Here is a 14,449-nt window from a genome sequence, read left to right as displayed (position 1 = left end):
CTACCGCGACGCAGACCCGGCCCGCGCCGGGAGGACGCGGGCCGGGGGCTGGACCAGGTCAGGAGTCCTGCGGGGTCCTCACGATCGCGGAGATAGCGATCGCCCAGATCGGGAACAGCACGAACGGTGCGAAGCCGGCGGGACCCAGCGGGGCGATGGCGCCGAGGACGATCGACACCCCGGCGAGCCAGCGGGGCAATGAGCCTTCGCGCCACGCCGTCAGGCCCACACCGATCATCATGCACGACAGCCCGAGCATCACCGGTGGGAAGTTCGCGTTGTTCATGATGTTGACCGCCTGGGCGACCTCCGGCACGTCGGAGTCGACGGCGTCCTTCAGGGCGAACAGCGTGACGGCCCAGCCGGCAAGGGTGAGCCCCACCGCGACGGCGCCGCCGATGACGGCGTCGGCCGTCCATGAGCGGCGAACCGCCGTCAATCGGGCGCGGATCGCGACGCCCCAGAACACGATCAGGACGGCCGTGATGACGAGGCCGAAGCCGCCGATCTGCACGGTCGCTGAGCTGTCCGTGAAGTCCTTGATGACCTTCTGGCCGGAGGAGTCGGATGCGATCTCCTCGCCTCCGGTGAGGATGAGCCCGACCATCATCAGGCTGAAGACCACGGCCAGCGCGATGGTCGTACGCCGGTCCGGCGCCGCGCCCTCGGTGGCTGGCGTACGGGTGCTGTGTGAAGTGGTCATGGTGACGTCCCTTTCTCGGAGGCCGCGGATCGTGCGGCTGTCTCCACGGTCCCCGCCTGCACGCCTGTGGTCATCCGTGCAGGCGGGGGTTTGCCTTTCGGGGCAAACCCTGACGTGGAACCGCTCCACTGGTGTCAGCATGGAGAGATGACCCGGCGACGCACGTCGCAAGCTGCCCTGCTCGTGGCGCTGGTCTGCGTCACGAACCTGACGCTCCTGACCGGGTTGTTCGTGGCCGACGAGCGGTTGCGCGACCGCGGCCTCGGCGACCTTGTCGGCTTCCATGGCGAGACCTGGGTCTTCCTCGCCGCGATCGTGAGCGCCGCCGTCACCGGTGGGACCGTGGCCATCGCGCAGCCCCGGCATCCGGTCGGCTGGCTCTTCCTGAGCCTCTCCGTCGTGATGGTCCTCTCCGGAGTCGTCGACGAGTACACGACGTACGCCCTCCTCGCGGACGACCGACGCGACGCGTTGCCGCGTCTCATGGCGGTGCTCGGGGACATCAGCTTCGTGCCGTGGCTGGTGCTGGTGGCACTGGTCCTCCAGCTCACTCCGGACGGTCATCCGCTGCCGGGGCGGTGGTCCCGTCTGCCACGCGTCACGGTCGTCGCCGGCGCGATTGCGTTTGCCGCGGCATTCGTGTCACCGCGGACGTTGTCCCCGCCGTACGACGCAGTGACCAACCCGTGGGCAGTCCCCGACCTCGCGCGGGTGACGGACCCGATCGGATATCTCGCCTTGCTGATGGTCGGGCTGGCGCTCGTCGCGGGCGCCGCGTCCGTCATCCTCCGGTTCCGGAGGGCGACAGGAGACGATCGTCGCCGGTTGCTCTGGCTGGCGCTGGTGGTCGTGCCGATGCCGGTATTCGTCGTGGCAGCGTTCGTGGCCGCCTCCTCGGGCAACGATTCGGCCACGATCTGGGCGACGGCCGGCTTCGTCGTCCTGGTGCCCATCGCAGCCGGCCTGTCGGTGCTGCGCTTCCAGCTCTACAGCGTCGAACGGGTCGTGGGCCGGGCACTGTCGTACAGCCTGTTGTCGCTCGTCCTCGTCGCGGTATTCGCCACGATCGTGCTGCTGGCCACCAGGGCCAGCGGTGCGCTTGCTCCGTCATCGGGCGTGGCGGCGACACTCGGCGCCGTGACCGCTGCCGTGCTGGCTGAGCCGCTGCGGGTGAGGTTGCAGGATGCCGTCGACCACCGGTTCAACCGCCGCCGGTTCCGGGCCGAGTCGGTCATCCGTGAGGCGGTCAGCTCTCCCGACGCGGGTGCAGACCTCGAGGAGCTGTTCCGCCGCGCGCTCGACGACGACTCGGTGCGCATCGGGTATGCCGACGAGCTGACCGGAGGCTGGTTCGGCGCCGCCGGCCGCAGGATCGCCGCCGAGGGCGATCACGTCGACGTCGTGCGCAAGGGGCGGGTCATCGCGCGCGTGTGGTTCGACCCGGCGCGGGTCGAGCCCCAGACCGTGCGGATTGCAGCGCGTCTCGCCGCGTCGGAGCTCGACAACGTACGCCTGCGTGCTGCGCTGGCGCGGCAGGTCACCGAGGTCACCGAGTCGCGCCGCCGCATGGCGTCGGCGCAGCGGGACGAGCGCCGTCGTATCGAGCGCGACCTGCACGACGGCGCCCAGCAGTCGCTGCTGGCACTGGCGCTGGACCTGCAAGCCGCGCAGCTCGCGACCGACGACGAACGCGCCGGCCGGGCACTGAGCGAGGGCGTCGATGCCGCGCGGTCCGCGGTCCGTCAGCTGCGGGACCTGGCGAATGGCCTGCACCCCACGACGTTGACCGACGGTGGACTCCAGGCCGCGTTCGAGGAGCTGTCACACCGCTCGCAGGTCCCGATCGACCTCGACGTACGCGTGCCGCGCCTCGGCGCGGGCCTCGAGTTCACCGCCTGGCTGCTCGTGTCGGAGGCCGTGGTGAACGTGCAGAAGCATGCCGGTGCCGAGCACATCCACATCTGCGCGCGAGCCGATCACGATGTGCTCCACCTCGCGGTCGTGGACGACGGCAAGGGCGGCGCCCAGCCAGACGGCCACGGGCTCCAGGGCCTGCGAGATCGCGTGGCGACCGCCGGTGGCGTGTTGCGCCTTCGGTCACCGGTCGGCAGAGGCACGACGATCGAGGTGGACCTCCCGTGCGGGTCGTGATCGCCGACGACTCAGCCTTGTTGCGCGAGGGCGTGGCGCGGCTGCTCGTCGAGGCGGGCGTCGATGTCGTTGCGAGGGCCGCGGACGCGGCGGCCCTTGTCGCTGCGGTGGACGAGCACCGACCTGACGTTGCGATCGTCGACATCCGGATGCCGCCCACGCACACGCACGAGGGCGCCCGTGCAGCCGTGGAGCTCCGGGAGACGTACGACGACCTCGGCATCCTGTTGCTGTCGCAGTCGATGGAGACGCGCTACGTCACCGACCTCGTACGCGCGCATCCGCGACGCATCGGCTACCTCCTGAAGGACCGGGTCGTGGAGGTCGCTGTCCTGCTGGACGCGCTCGAACGCGTGGCCGCAGGCGAGATGGTGCTCGACCCGGATGTGGTGGCGGCGCTGCTGGGCCAGAACGACGTCTCGGCCCAGCTCGACCGGCTCAGCATCCGCGAGCGCGACGTGCTCGCGCTGATGGCCGAAGGGCGTTCCAACCGGGGGATCAGCCATCAGCTGGTCATCGACGCGAAGACCGTCGAGAGCCACATCGCCAGCATCCTCACCAAGCTCGACCTTCCACCGGCCGGAGATGACCACCGCCGCGTGCTCGCGGTGCTGACCTGGCTGCGGGGTGCTGCACCGGACTGAGGTCAGCCGGTCGGCAGGGCGGTGAACCAGCCGGGCGCCTGCCTGCAGAACTCCGCACGGTCGAGCGCGCCGGCGCCGGCGGGGATGAACCCGTCGATCGGCAGACCGGTCAGTCGGGGCAGGTCGACGCGGTTGCTGCGCTCGGCAAGGCCCGGGTCCGCAGCGCAGGAGCCGAGCACGAGTCGGGGGGTGAACCCTTCGGCTCGCAGGCGATCGACCGTCAGCTCGGTGTGATTGAGCGTCCCGAGGCCCTCGCGCGTGACCACGACGACCTCGGCCTCGAGGGCACGGGCGAGGTCGATCATGGTGCCGCCCTCGACGTCGAGGCGGACGAGCAGCCCTCCGGCGCCCTCGACCAGGACGATGTCGGCCTCGACGCGGCGGATCCGGACGGCCACGTCGTGAACGGTCGGCAGCCACACACCTTCGAGCCGGGCGGCGCTCTCCGGGGCCAGCGGGTTGAGCAGCCGCGTGATCTCCGCGACTGCCGCCAGGCCGGTGAGGCGTACGACATCGGCGACGTCACCGGGCTCGCCTTCGACGACGCCGGTCTGGACCGGTTTGACCACGGCGACCTGGTGCCCGGCGTCCTGCAGGGCGACCGCGAGCGCGGCTGTCGTGATGGTCTTGCCGACCTCGGTGTCGGTGCCGGTGACGGCGACGTAGCGGGTCATGGGACCACGGTGCCGATGAGCTTGCAGGAGAGCGCGAGGTCGTCATCCGCGATGCCGGCCGATGCGGTCAGCCGGAGCCGGCTGATCCCGTCGGGCGTCGATGGCGGACGGAAGCAGCCGACGCGTACGCCGTCACGTGCGCAGTCGGCCTGCGCCGCGAGCGCTTCGGTCGGGCCGGGCATCTGCACGGAGAGGACCGCTCCGGCCACGCGGGGGACACCCGCTGCGTCGGCGAGTGAGGCAGCGACGTGGTGGAGACGAGCGACGCGCTCGGGCTCGGCATCCATGATCCGCAGGGCTTCGGACGCGGCTGCTGCGGCGGCGGGTGCGAGACCCGTGTCGTAGATGAAGGGTCGTGAGCGGTTGACGAGGTGGTCGACGACGGCCTGGCTGCCGAGGACCGCGCCGCCCTGACTGCCGAGCGCCTTGGAGAGCGTCATGGTGACGATGACCGAGGGCCGGCCCGCCAGCCCCAGCTCGTGCACGAGACCGCCACCGTCGCCGGCCACGCCGATGCCGTGAGCCTCGTCGACGACGAGCGTCGCGTCATGCCGTTCGCACAGCTCGACGAGCTCGACCAGCGGTGCGGCGTCGCCGAGCACCGAGTAGATCGACTCGACGAGGACCAGCGCCCGGGCCTGCGTACGCTCCGCGAGCCGGGCCTCGACCTGGGCCAGGTCGTTGTGGTCGACGATCGCGAGTGTCCCGCGGGACAGCCGGCAGGCGTCGACGAGCGAGGCGTGCACGTGGGCGTCCGAGACGAGGAGTGTGTCGCGGTCGGAAAGGGCGGTCACCGCGGAGAGGTTCGCGTGATAGCCGGTGGAGTGCACCAGGGCAGCTTGGTGGCCGAGCCGATCGGCGAGCGTCGACTCGAGCACCGTGTGCACCGGCAGGGTGCCCGTGACCAGGCGCGATGCGCTGGCGCCCGCGCCCCATCGCTGGGCGGCTTCGGCGGCTGCGGCGGTGACTCGTTCGTCGCGACACAGCCCGAGGTAGTCGTTGCCGGCGAGGTCGATCAGGTCGTGTTCGCCCGAGCGGGTCGTCAGCGAGCGGACCAGTCCGTCGCGCTCTCGCTGTCGGGCCTGCTCGTCGAGCCACGTGTGCAACGTCATCGGGAGCTCCCGGCGGCGGCCACCAGCGCGCCAGTGATGACGGAGAGGTCCTCGTCGGTGCTGATGTAGGGCGGCATCGTGTAGATCAGGTCGCGGAAGGGGCGGATCCAGACGCCGTGGTCGAGCGCCACGGCGCTGACAGCAGCGACGTCGACCGGGTGGTCGAGCTGGATCACGCCGACGGCGCCGAGCGTGCGTACGTCGGCAACACCGTCGACCTCGCGCGCCGGTGCGAGCCCGGCCTCGAGGGCGGCATTGATGCGGGCGATGTCGCGTCGCCACTCGGACTCGGTCAGCACGTCGAGGGACGCGGCGGCGACCGCACACGCGAGCGGGTTGGCCATGTAGGTCGGCCCGTGCATCAGCGCGCCGGACTCCGAGGCGTCGATGCCGGCGGCGACGTCCGGGGTGCACAGGACGGCGGCGAGCGTGAGGTAGCCGCCCGTGAGCGCCTTGCCGACGCACATGATGTCGGGGGTGATACCGGCATGATCGGCTCCGAACATCTCGCCGGTTCGCGCGAAGCCGGTCGCGATCTCGTCGAGGATCAGGAGCCAGCCGTGCGCGTCGCAGAGCTCGCGCAGCCAGCGCAGGACCTCGGGCGGGTAGACCCGCATGCCGCCGGCACCCTGCAGGATCGGCTCGACGATGACGGCCGCGATCGTGTCGTCGAGTGCGTCGACGACGCCTTGGGCCTCGGCGATCCACGCGTCGGCATCGGCGGCGAGACCAGCCGGTGGCCGGGGCAGGAAGACCTGCTCGGCGAGCACGTCGGTGAACATCTGGTGCATCCCGCCGACGGGGTCGCACACGCTCATCGCGCCGAACGTGTCGCCGTGATAGCCGCCGCGAAGCGTGAGGAGCTGCGTACGACGGGGGTGGCCGGTGCCGCGCTGGAGCTGCAGCGCCATCTTGATGGCGACCTCGACCGAGACCGAGCCGGAGTCCGCGAAGAAGACCTTGTCGAGCCCGGTCGGAGCCAGGTCGAGCAGCCGCCGGGCGAGCTCGATCGCCGGCTCGTGGGTCAGGCCGCCGAACATGACGTGGGACATCGTGTCGGCCTGGCGGTGCAGGGCGGCGTCGAGGCGCGGGTGGCGGTAGCCGTGGATCGCGGCCCACCACGACGACATCGCGTCGATCGGCTGGCGCCCGTCGGCGAGGGTCAGCCGGTTGCCCTGGGCCGAGGTGACCAGCAAGGGCGTCGCGGGGGAGTCCATCGGGGCATACGGGTGCCAGACGTGGGCGCGGTCGAAATCGATGAGGTCATCCATGGCGAGTGATCAGGATCCCAGTGGCCGGGGTTTGACCTGAACGGTGTTCAGGATACATTCCTCTCCATGGATGACGTACTGCAGGTTGCCCGCGCCCACGTCCTCGAGCAGGGTCTCGGCCTCTCCGAGGAGCTGCTCGTCGAGGTGTTGCGCCTTCCGGACGAGCGCATCCCGGAGCTGCTCGAGCTGGCGCACGAGGTGCGCATGACGTGGTGCGGCCCCGAGGTCGAGGTCGAGGGGATCGTGTCGCTCAAGACCGGCGGTTGTCCCGAGGACTGCCACTTCTGCAGCCAGTCGGGCCAGTTCCAGTCGCCCGTTCGCGCGGTCTGGCTCAACATCCCCGAGCTCGTCGAGGCCGCCAAGGAGACTGCCAAGACCGGCGCGTCCGAGTTCTGCATCGTCGCCGCCGTCCGCGGCCCGGACCAGCGCCTCATGGACCAGGTCCGCGAGGGCATCAAGGCGATCCAGGCCGAGGTCGACATCAACATCGCCTGCTCGCTCGGCATGCTGACCCAGGCGCAGGTCGACGAGTTCGTCGAGATGGGCGTCCACCGCTACAACCACAACCTCGAGGCCGCGAAGTCGTACTTCCCGCAGGTCGTCTCGACGCACTCGTACGAAGAGCGCTGGGACACCTGCCTCATGGTCCGCGAGGCCGGCATGGAGCTGTGCTGCGGCGGTCTCGTCGGGATGGGGGAGACGCTCGAGCAGCGCGCGGAGCTTGCGGTCCAGCTGGCAGAGCTGCGGCCGCACGAGGTGCCGCTCAACTTCCTCAACCCGCGTCCCGGCACGCCGTTCGGCGACCAGGAGCTCATGAGCTCGCAGGACGCCCTGCGTACGATCGCCGCGTTCCGGCTCGCGATGCCGCACACGATCCTGCGGTACGCCGGTGGGCGCGAGCTGACCCTCGGTGACCTCGGCACCCGCGAGGGCCTGCTCGGCGGCGTCAATGCCGTCATCGTCGGCAACTACCTGACGACGCTGGGCCGCGACGCCAACGAGGACATCGACCTGCTGGCCGAGCTCGGCATGCCGATCAAGGAACTCCAGAAGACGCTCTGACATGACGTACTGCGGCCACTGCGGGGAGGCGGTCGACGTGCGCGACCACTCGCGGTGCAACGAGCTCCTGCAGATGGAGCCGCCGCGCTTCTGTGCCGAGTGTCGTCGGCGCATGGTCGTGCAGGTGACGCCGGCGGGCTGGTCGGCCCGTTGCGTCGAGCACGGCGAGCTCAGAAGCTAGCTGTCGGAGGTGGGGACTGGCAGCAGCCCACGCTCGGCGAAGACCTTCTTCGCCGTGAAGGTCGCGTTCAGGGCTCGCGGGAACCCGCAGTAGACGGCCGAGTGCAGGAAGGCCTCGATGATCTGCTGTGGGGTGAGGCCGACGTTCAGCGCCGCGTTGATGTGGACATCGAGCTGCGGCTCACATCCGCCAAGCGCAGTGAGCATTCCGAGGGTGACGAGCTGACGATCGCGGGGTTCCAGATCAGGGCGCGAGTAGATCTCGCCGAAGCCCCAGGCGACGACCTGATGAGCGAGTTCCGGGGAGATGTCCCCGAGCGCGTTGATGACGTTCGTGCCGGCCTCCCCGTCGACCGCCTCGAGCACCGCCCTGCCGTGCTCGAATCGCTGCTGTCGTTCGGTCGTCTCAGTCATCTGCGCGACCGTCAGCCGCGCCTCGTCCTCTGCCATGCAAGAAGGCTAGAAGTTGGAGCGCGCTCCAAGTCAACCCGTGCGTCGCGGCCAGCAACAGCTAGTCATCGCCGATGCCGCGGGCATGCAGGGCGGCACCCGTGTCGTACGCATGCGCGACGGTTCGGATCACCATCGGTGTCAGGAGTGCACGCGGATTGCGCTCGAGGCCCCGAGCCTTGGCCGCTGCCCTCGTCTCGTGCGCGATCTCGAGGATCCCGGGGATCGCGCGAATCATGAGCGAGAACGCGAGCGCGACCTTCTCCGGGTTCACGCCGACGCGGCGGAACGGCCCGAGTCCTCGCGTGATGGCATCGAGCATCGTGTCGATCGACGTCGTAGCGGTGAAGACCAGGGCGGCGATGACGACAGCCAGCAGGCCGGCGACGACGTGGATCGCGGTCGGCCAGCCGCGCTGCCAGACCTGGAAGGCGGTGACCAGCACGATCACGAGCAGCAGTGGCCGCAGGGCACGAACGGTGCTGCGCAGCGGCATGCGTGCCCACACCGCCAGTCCGCTGGCAGCGGCGAGGAATCCCAGTGCCGTCCACACGCCAGGCACGATGACCGTGGCGATGCTGAACAGCGCAAGAAGGCCGAGCTTCGGACCGGCCGGGATGCGGTGAAGAAGAGTCGTGCCAGGCCGATAGTTGCCGACAAGGAACTGGCTCACCGAACCACCTGGTCGCGATAGAAGGCGACGGCGTCGGAGGGCGGGCCGTCGAAAGCGACGCGGGCGTCGTCGATGACGAGTGCACGCTCGCATCGCAGTGCCAGGTCGAGGTCGTGCGTCACGAGGACGAGCTGCTGGCGCAGGGCGAACAACCGGTCGGCGATCACGCGGGTGTTCCGCAGGTCGAGCAGTGTCGTCGGCTCGTCCGCCACGAGGACGTCGGGATCAGTAGCGAGGACGCCGGCCAGTGCGAGCAGCTGCTTCTGGCCGCCGGACAGCGTGTGCACGCTGCTGTCGGCCTTGTCGGCAAGGTCGATCTCCGCGAGGATCTCCCGCGCCTTGGTGAGCCGCTGCTTCTTGTCCTTGATCGTCCGGCGCAGCGAGAGGGCGATGTCCTCGACGCACGTCGGCATCACCAGCTGCGCGCCCGGGTCGGTGAAGACGAAGCCGACCCGTCGACGTACGGCCGCGCCGTCACGCATCGTGTCGAGGCCGTTGACGGTGACGCTGCCGCTGCTCGGTTCGACCAGCCCGTTGAGGAGCCGCGCGAACGTCGACTTTCCCGAGCCGTTGCTGCCGATCAGGGCGATGCGATCCTCGTCGAGAGTGAGGGTCGTCGGGCGGAGCAGCGCGAGGTCGCCGCCCGGTGTGGATACCGAGACGGCGACCTCGTCGAGGCGGATCACGTTCAGCGCTTGGCTACCAGCTGCGGGAACGCGCGGTGCACCGCCGCAGCGACGATCGCGGCGAGGACGCCCTTGATGATGTCAGCGACGAAGAACGGGGTCGCGTAGCCCCAGGCCACGCTGAGGCTGACGTCGAGCTTGAGGGCCATGCCGATCGTGCCGAGCGTGCCGACGACGGCAACCGTCACGATCGCCGCGACAATCGAGACCACGACGGCGAAGGAAGCCGGCTTGGTCCGGGCCACGCGGCTCGCGGCGAGGCCGACGATGAATGCCGCGATGGGGAAGGCGAGCAGGTAGCCACCGGTGACACCGACCCATACAGACGGGCCGCCGTGTCCCTCGGCGAAGACCGGCACGCCTGCTGTGCCGACGGCGAGGTAGAGCAGGACCGCGAGGAATCCTCGCGTTGCACCGAGGACCGCCCCGGCCAAGAAGACCGCGAACATCTGGAGCGTGAACGGCACGCCGATGCCGCTGACGTGGAAACCGCTGATGATCGAGCACACGGCGATGAGGGCGGCGAACGTGGCGACGAGGGCGAGATCGGTCGTGGACAGCGACTTGCTGCGCGACGAGACAGTGCTGGGCATGGGACTCCTGAGGACGTACCTGAACGGTGCTCAGGTGAACGGCGTTCAGGCTAGCCTATAGGCTGGACGGACCGTCAATTCGAGCCGGAGGCCCGCGTGCGTTACCACCGTTCCGACATCGTCGAGCGAGCCGTGGGGATCCTCGACATGTACGGACTGCCGGACATGTCGATGCGCCGGATCGCCTCTGAGTTGGGGCTCCAGCCGAGCGCGCTTTATCACCACTTCGCCAACAAGCAGGTCCTGCTCGCCGCCGTCGCCGACGAGCTGCTCGAGCGTGGCGCGCGTCCGTTGCCGACGGGTGAGCCCTGGGACGTGCAGGTCGTCGCGGTGAGCCGCGAGCTGCGCGACGCGATGCTCGCGTACCGCGACGGTGCCGAGCTGATCGCGACGGTCCACGCATTCGGCCTCGGTGCGGTGTCGCTCAACAGCCGGCTCGCGGGCGCGATCGCGACCGGCGGTTTCGACGACGCGTTCGCCCGATCGGCCGCCACGACGATCCTCTACTTCGTGTTCGGGCACGTCTCGGACGAGCAGACGCACCTGCAGGCCAACAGCGTCGGCGCGATCGACGACGAGCCACTCGACCGGGCCGGCGCCGAGTCGTTCGAGCTCGGCCTCACCCTGATCCTGGACGGCATCCGCCTCCACCACCCGGCCCGAGCTGCAGGCTGACGGGTCTGAGCCTGACTGGCTCCGGTCCGTTCCGTCACCTCTGTGCCGGCGTCTCGTTACGCTGTGCGGGGACCGCCGGCACGCCTGAAGAGGCCCGCGGCCCGAACTTCGACAAAGGCAGGTCATGAAGCGCGCATTCGTCACCGGGATCACCGGCCAGGACGGCTCCTATCTCGCTGAGCTCCTGCTCTCGAAGGGATACGAGGTCCATGGACTCGTCCGACGTTCCTCCTCGTTCAACCGTGGCCGCATCGACCCGATCCGGGACAACGATCCCGAGGCGAGCAAGCGGCTGCACCTGCACTACGGCGACATGACCGACGGCGTCAGCCTGGTCAACCTGATCCGCGAGATCCGCCCCGACGAGGTCTACAACCTGGCCGCACAGAGCCACGTCAAGGTGTCGTTCGAGATGCCGGAGTACACCGCGTCGGCCGACGGCATCGGCACGATCCGGCTCCTCGAGGCCATTCGGTCGGCGCGCCTCGAGACGCGCTTCTACCAGGCGTCCACGTCCGAGATGTTCGGCGCCACCCCGCCGCCGCAGGACGAGGGCACGGCGTTCTACCCGCGTTCGCCCTACGGTGCGGCCAAGCTCTACGCCCACTGGGTCACGGTCAACTACCGCGAGGCCTATGACATGTTCACGGTCTCGGGCATCTTGTTCAACCACGAGTCGCCGCGTCGTGGCGAGACGTTCGTGACGCGCAAGATCACCCGGGCCGTCGCGCGCATCAAGGCCGGCGTCCAGAACGAGCTGGTGCTGGGCAACATCGACTCCGTCCGCGACTGGGGCTACGCCAAGGAGTACGTCGAAGGCATGTGGCGGATGCTCCAGCACGATGAGCCGACCGACTTCGTCCTCGCGACCGGCACCGGCACGACGGTGCGGGAGTTCTGCGAGATGGCGTTCTCGCACGTGGGCCTCGACTGGCAGGACTACGTCACTCACGACGAGCGCTACGAGCGGCCCACCGAGGTCGACGCCCTGCTCGGAGATCCGTCCAAGGCCAACCGGCTGCTCGGTTGGAAGGCGGAGACCGGGACCCAGGAGCTGGCCCAGCTCATGGTCGACGCCGACATCGCGCTCTTCGAGGGTTCGCGCGAACAGTGACCAGCACGACGGCGCTCGTCACTGGTGTGGCGGGCCAGGACGGCGTGCTGTTGGCACGGCGTCTGCTCGCCGCCGGCCATCGCGTCGTCGGCACCAGGCTGCCGGGTCCCCTCCCACAGCTGGCGCCCTACATCGAGGGCGTCGAGCTGCGTGAGCACGACATCCGCGACGCCGCGGGCTTCGAACGCCTGCTGGTCGCCGAGGAGCCCGACGAGATCTACAACCTCGCCGGATTCACCTCGGTGGGCGCGAGCTGGGACAACCGGGAGCTCGTCGAGCAGGTGAACGCCACAGCCGTCGAGCAGATGCTGGACGCCTTGATTGCCTGGCGCGACCGCACTGGGCGGGAGCCGCGCTTCTTCCAGGCGTCGAGCTCTGAGGTCTTCGGACCAGCCGCGGTGAACCCGCAGCGCGAGGACACTGCGCACGCCCCGCAGAACCCCTATGCCGAGTCCAAGAGCAGAGCCCATGCGCTGACGGTCCGGGCCCGCGAGCAGCACGGGCTGTTCGCATCCGTCGGCATCCTCTACAACCACGAGAGCCCGCTGCGTGAGAGCCGCTTCGTGACGCGCAAGATCACCAGGGCGGCAGCGGAGATCGCCGCGGGCCGGCGCGATTCGCTCACGCTCGGCAACCTCGATGTCTCCCGGGACTGGGGTGCGGCCCAGGACTACGTCGTGGCGATGCAGGCAGTGCTGCAGCACCACGAGCCGGGCGACTTCATCATCGCCACCGGCCGGCTGCACTCCCTCAAGGAGCTGCTGGAGCTGGCCTTCGCGGCAGCAGGCGTGCCCGACCCGTGGACGTACGTCCAGCAGGACGAGTCACTGCTTCGGGCAGCCGACGCGCCGGGGTTGATCGGCGACGCCGGCAAGGCGCAGCGCGAGCTGGGCTGGACCGCGGTCACCTCGTTCGAGGACCTGGTCGCCGAGATGGTCCGGGTCGACCGTGAGCGCCTGAGCTCAGGCGTCGAGGAGTCCCCGGACTACGTGTAGCTCACCAGGAGGCGTGCAGCGGGCGGCCCTCGTCGTAGCCGGCCGAGCTCTGCAGGCCGACGATCGCGCGCTCGTGAAACTCCGCGAGCGAGCGCGCTCCGGCATAGGTCGCGCTCGAGCGTACGCCCGCGGTGATCGCGTCGACGAGGTCCTCGACGCCGGGACGATCGGGGTCGAGGAACATGCGCGACGACGAGATGCCCTCCTCGAACAGCGCCATGCGGGCCCGCTCGAACCCGGCGGCGTCGCGCGTACGGTTGGACACCGCGCGAGCTGACGCCATGCCGAACGACTCCTTGTAGGGCCGTCCGTCGGGGCCGACCTTGAGGTCGCCGGGGCTCTCGAGCGTGCCGGCGAACCACGAGCCGATCATGACGCTCGCCGCACCGGCTGCCAGGGCCAGCGCGACGTCACGGGGATAGCGGACGCCGCCGTCAGCCCACACGTGCGCACCGAGCTCGCCGGCGGCCGTGGCGCACTCGAGGACGGCGGAGAATTGCGGCCGGCCGACGCCGGTCATCATGCGGGTCGTGCACATCGCACCGGGGCCCACCCCGACCTTGACGATGTCGGCGCCGGCGGCGACCAGGTCGCGTACGCCGTCGGCCGACACGACGTTGCCGGCCGCGATCGGGACGCGATGGCCCGAGCTCGCCTCGTACGCATCGCGGGCCGCGACGACGACGGGCAGCGCCTCGAGCATCTTCTCCTGGTGACCGTGTGCCGTGTCGACCACGAGCACGTCGAGGCCCATGCCGAGCAGGTCGGCTGCCTTGCCGGCGACGTCACCGTTGATGCCGACCGCGGCGCCAACCACGAGGGAGCCGGCGGCATCGACCGCGGGCTGGTAGATCGTCGAACGGAGTGCGCCCTTGCGGGTCAGCACGCCGACGAGCTGCCCGCCGTCGAGCACCGGCGCGAAGTCGAGGTGGCGGGCCGACATCTCGTTGAAGCAGGTCTTGGGGTCGGTGCCGGCGTCGAACGTCAGGATGTCGGTCGACATGACCTCGCGGACCTGCGCGAAGCGGTCGATCTCGGCTCCGTCGCGCTCGGTGACGATGCCGAGCACCTTGCCGTCCTCGACCACGACGACCGCCCCGTGGGCACGCTTGGGGATCAGGCTCATGGCCTCGCCGACCGTCGTCGACGAGCTGACCGTCACGGGGGTGTCGTAGACCGTGTGCGCGGCTTTCACGCGCTGCACCGTCGCGGCAACGATGTCGAGCGGGATGTCCTGCGGGATGATCGCGATGCCGCCGCGGCGCGCGATGGTCTCGGCCATGCGCTTGCCGGAGATCGCGGTCATGTTGGCGACAACGAGTGGCAACGTCGTGCCGATGCCGTCAGCCGTCGACAGGTCGACGTCGAACCGGCTCGTCACGTCGGAACGCCCCGGGACCATGAAGACGTCGTTGTAGGTCAGGTCGTACGAGGGCTGCAGGTCGTTGAGGAACTTCACCGCACAA

The 14,449-nt window shown here is 69.7% G+C and carries 16 protein-coding genes; 7 read left to right on the top strand and 9 right to left on the bottom strand.

Annotated features, from left to right (window positions below; genetic code table 11):
- Positions 1–58: 58 nt before the first annotated feature.
- Positions 59–703, bottom strand: coding sequence for a hypothetical protein (locus tag AC1DVU_RS03120; protein WP_476920963.1), 645 nt, complete (start codon positions 701–703; stop codon positions 59–61).
- 147 nt (positions 704–850) lie between these two features.
- On the opposite strand from AC1DVU_RS03120, the gene AC1DVU_RS03115 reads away from it, so the two are divergent.
- Both AC1DVU_RS03115 and AC1DVU_RS03110 read left to right on the top strand, forming a co-directional pair.
- On the top strand, positions 851–2,854 hold the full coding sequence (locus AC1DVU_RS03115) for a sensor histidine kinase (protein WP_476920962.1): 2,004 nt from the start codon (positions 851–853) through the stop codon (positions 2,852–2,854).
- On the top strand, positions 2,842–3,498 hold the full coding sequence (locus tag AC1DVU_RS03110) for a response regulator (protein WP_476920961.1): 657 nt from the start codon (positions 2,842–2,844) through the stop codon (positions 3,496–3,498). Before AC1DVU_RS03115 ends, AC1DVU_RS03110 begins: the two co-directional genes overlap by 13 nt.
- 2 nt (positions 3,499–3,500) lie before the next feature.
- Here AC1DVU_RS03110 and bioD read toward each other — a convergent pair whose 3' ends face one another.
- From bioD to AC1DVU_RS03095, 3 genes are read right to left on the bottom strand one after another with little or no spacing between them, the layout of a single operon-like run.
- Positions 3,501–4,172 carry a dethiobiotin synthase gene (bioD, locus tag AC1DVU_RS03105; protein WP_476920960.1) on the bottom strand — a complete coding sequence of 224 codons (672 nt, stop codon included), beginning with the start codon at positions 4,170–4,172 and terminating at the stop codon, positions 3,501–3,503.
- Entirely contained in the window at positions 4,169–5,284 is a 1,116-nt protein-coding gene (locus AC1DVU_RS03100; protein WP_476920959.1) for an 8-amino-7-oxononanoate synthase, read from the bottom strand. Before AC1DVU_RS03100 ends, bioD begins: the two co-directional genes overlap by 4 nt.
- Positions 5,281–6,555: an adenosylmethionine--8-amino-7-oxononanoate transaminase gene (locus AC1DVU_RS03095; protein WP_476920958.1), complete on the bottom strand. Its 1,275-nt coding sequence runs from the start codon at positions 6,553–6,555 to the stop codon at positions 5,281–5,283. Before AC1DVU_RS03095 ends, AC1DVU_RS03100 begins: the two co-directional genes overlap by 4 nt.
- A 66-nt stretch (positions 6,556–6,621) precedes the next feature.
- Between AC1DVU_RS03095 and bioB the strand changes: the two genes are divergently transcribed.
- Positions 6,622–7,617, top strand: a complete 996-nt coding sequence (gene bioB, locus AC1DVU_RS03090; protein WP_476920957.1) for a biotin synthase BioB — start codon at positions 6,622–6,624, stop codon at positions 7,615–7,617.
- Position 7,618: 1 nt separating this feature from the next.
- The gene (gene bsaP / locus AC1DVU_RS03085) at positions 7,619–7,798 is read left to right on the top strand and encodes a biotin synthase auxiliary protein BsaP (RefSeq protein ID WP_476920956.1); all 180 of its coding nucleotides are present in this window, start codon (positions 7,619–7,621) and stop codon (positions 7,796–7,798) included.
- On the opposite strand, the gene AC1DVU_RS03080 is transcribed toward bsaP, so the two are convergent.
- From AC1DVU_RS03080 to AC1DVU_RS03065, 4 genes are all read right to left on the bottom strand, one after another.
- Positions 7,795–8,247, bottom strand: coding sequence for a carboxymuconolactone decarboxylase family protein (locus tag AC1DVU_RS03080; protein ID WP_476920955.1), 453 nt, complete (start codon positions 8,245–8,247; stop codon positions 7,795–7,797). The genes bsaP and AC1DVU_RS03080 overlap by 4 nt on opposite strands.
- A gap of 61 nt (positions 8,248–8,308) precedes the next feature.
- Entirely contained in the window at positions 8,309–8,920 is a 612-nt protein-coding gene (locus AC1DVU_RS03075) for an energy-coupling factor transporter transmembrane component T family protein (RefSeq protein WP_476920954.1), read from the bottom strand.
- A complete protein-coding gene (locus AC1DVU_RS03070) occupies positions 8,917–9,606 on the bottom strand; it encodes an energy-coupling factor ABC transporter ATP-binding protein (RefSeq protein ID WP_476920953.1) in 690 nt (229 codons plus the stop codon). The genes AC1DVU_RS03075 and AC1DVU_RS03070 overlap by 4 nt, the downstream gene beginning before the upstream one ends.
- Positions 9,607–9,608: 2 nt before the next feature.
- Complete coding sequence (locus tag AC1DVU_RS03065; protein WP_476920952.1) at positions 9,609–10,199, bottom strand: biotin transporter BioY; 591 nt, start codon at positions 10,197–10,199, stop codon at positions 9,609–9,611.
- 96 nt (positions 10,200–10,295) lie between these two features.
- Between AC1DVU_RS03065 and AC1DVU_RS03060 the strand changes: the two genes are divergently transcribed.
- From AC1DVU_RS03060 to AC1DVU_RS03050, 3 genes are all read left to right on the top strand, one after another.
- Entirely contained in the window at positions 10,296–10,874 is a 579-nt protein-coding gene (locus AC1DVU_RS03060; protein ID WP_476920951.1) for a TetR/AcrR family transcriptional regulator C-terminal domain-containing protein, read from the top strand.
- A 124-nt stretch (positions 10,875–10,998) separates the two neighbouring features.
- Complete coding sequence (gene gmd / locus AC1DVU_RS03055; protein ID WP_476920950.1) at positions 10,999–11,988, top strand: GDP-mannose 4,6-dehydratase; 990 nt, start codon at positions 10,999–11,001, stop codon at positions 11,986–11,988.
- Positions 11,985–12,983, top strand: coding sequence for a GDP-mannose 4,6-dehydratase (locus tag AC1DVU_RS03050; protein WP_476920949.1), 999 nt, complete (start codon positions 11,985–11,987; stop codon positions 12,981–12,983). Before gmd ends, AC1DVU_RS03050 begins: the two co-directional genes overlap by 4 nt.
- 1 nt (position 12,984) lies before the next feature.
- Here AC1DVU_RS03050 and AC1DVU_RS03045 read toward each other — a convergent pair whose 3' ends face one another.
- Positions 12,985–14,442: a GuaB1 family IMP dehydrogenase-related protein gene (locus tag AC1DVU_RS03045; protein ID WP_476920948.1), complete on the bottom strand. Its 1,458-nt coding sequence runs from the start codon at positions 14,440–14,442 to the stop codon at positions 12,985–12,987.
- Positions 14,443–14,449 lie beyond the last annotated feature (7 nt).

The sequence above is a fragment of the Aeromicrobium sp. P2_G6 genome (genome assembly GCF_056403535.1).
This window is presented reverse-complemented; position numbering and strand designations above follow the sequence as displayed.

Coding starts and splice junctions, on each gene's coding strand:
- AC1DVU_RS03120 (WP_476920963.1), bottom strand. CDS start 703: ATGACCACTTCACACAGCACCCGTACGCCAGCCACCGAGGGCGCGGCG.
- AC1DVU_RS03115 (WP_476920962.1), top strand. CDS start 851: ATGACCCGGCGACGCACGTCGCAAGCTGCCCTGCTCGTGGCGCTGGTC.
- bioD (WP_476920960.1), bottom strand. CDS start 4,172: ATGACCCGCTACGTCGCCGTCACCGGCACCGACACCGAGGTCGGCAAG.
- AC1DVU_RS03100 (WP_476920959.1), bottom strand. CDS start 5,284: ATGACGTTGCACACGTGGCTCGACGAGCAGGCCCGACAGCGAGAGCGC.
- AC1DVU_RS03095 (WP_476920958.1), bottom strand. CDS start 6,555: ATGGATGACCTCATCGATTTCGACCGCGCCCACGTCTGGCACCCGTAT.
- bioB (WP_476920957.1), top strand. CDS start 6,622: ATGGATGACGTACTGCAGGTTGCCCGCGCCCACGTCCTCGAGCAGGGT.
- bsaP (WP_476920956.1), top strand. CDS start 7,619: ATGACGTACTGCGGCCACTGCGGGGAGGCGGTCGACGTGCGCGACCAC.
- AC1DVU_RS03080 (WP_476920955.1), bottom strand. CDS start 8,247: ATGGCAGAGGACGAGGCGCGGCTGACGGTCGCGCAGATGACTGAGACG.
- AC1DVU_RS03065 (WP_476920952.1), bottom strand. CDS start 10,199: ATGCCCAGCACTGTCTCGTCGCGCAGCAAGTCGCTGTCCACGACCGAT.
- gmd (WP_476920950.1), top strand. CDS start 10,999: ATGAAGCGCGCATTCGTCACCGGGATCACCGGCCAGGACGGCTCCTAT.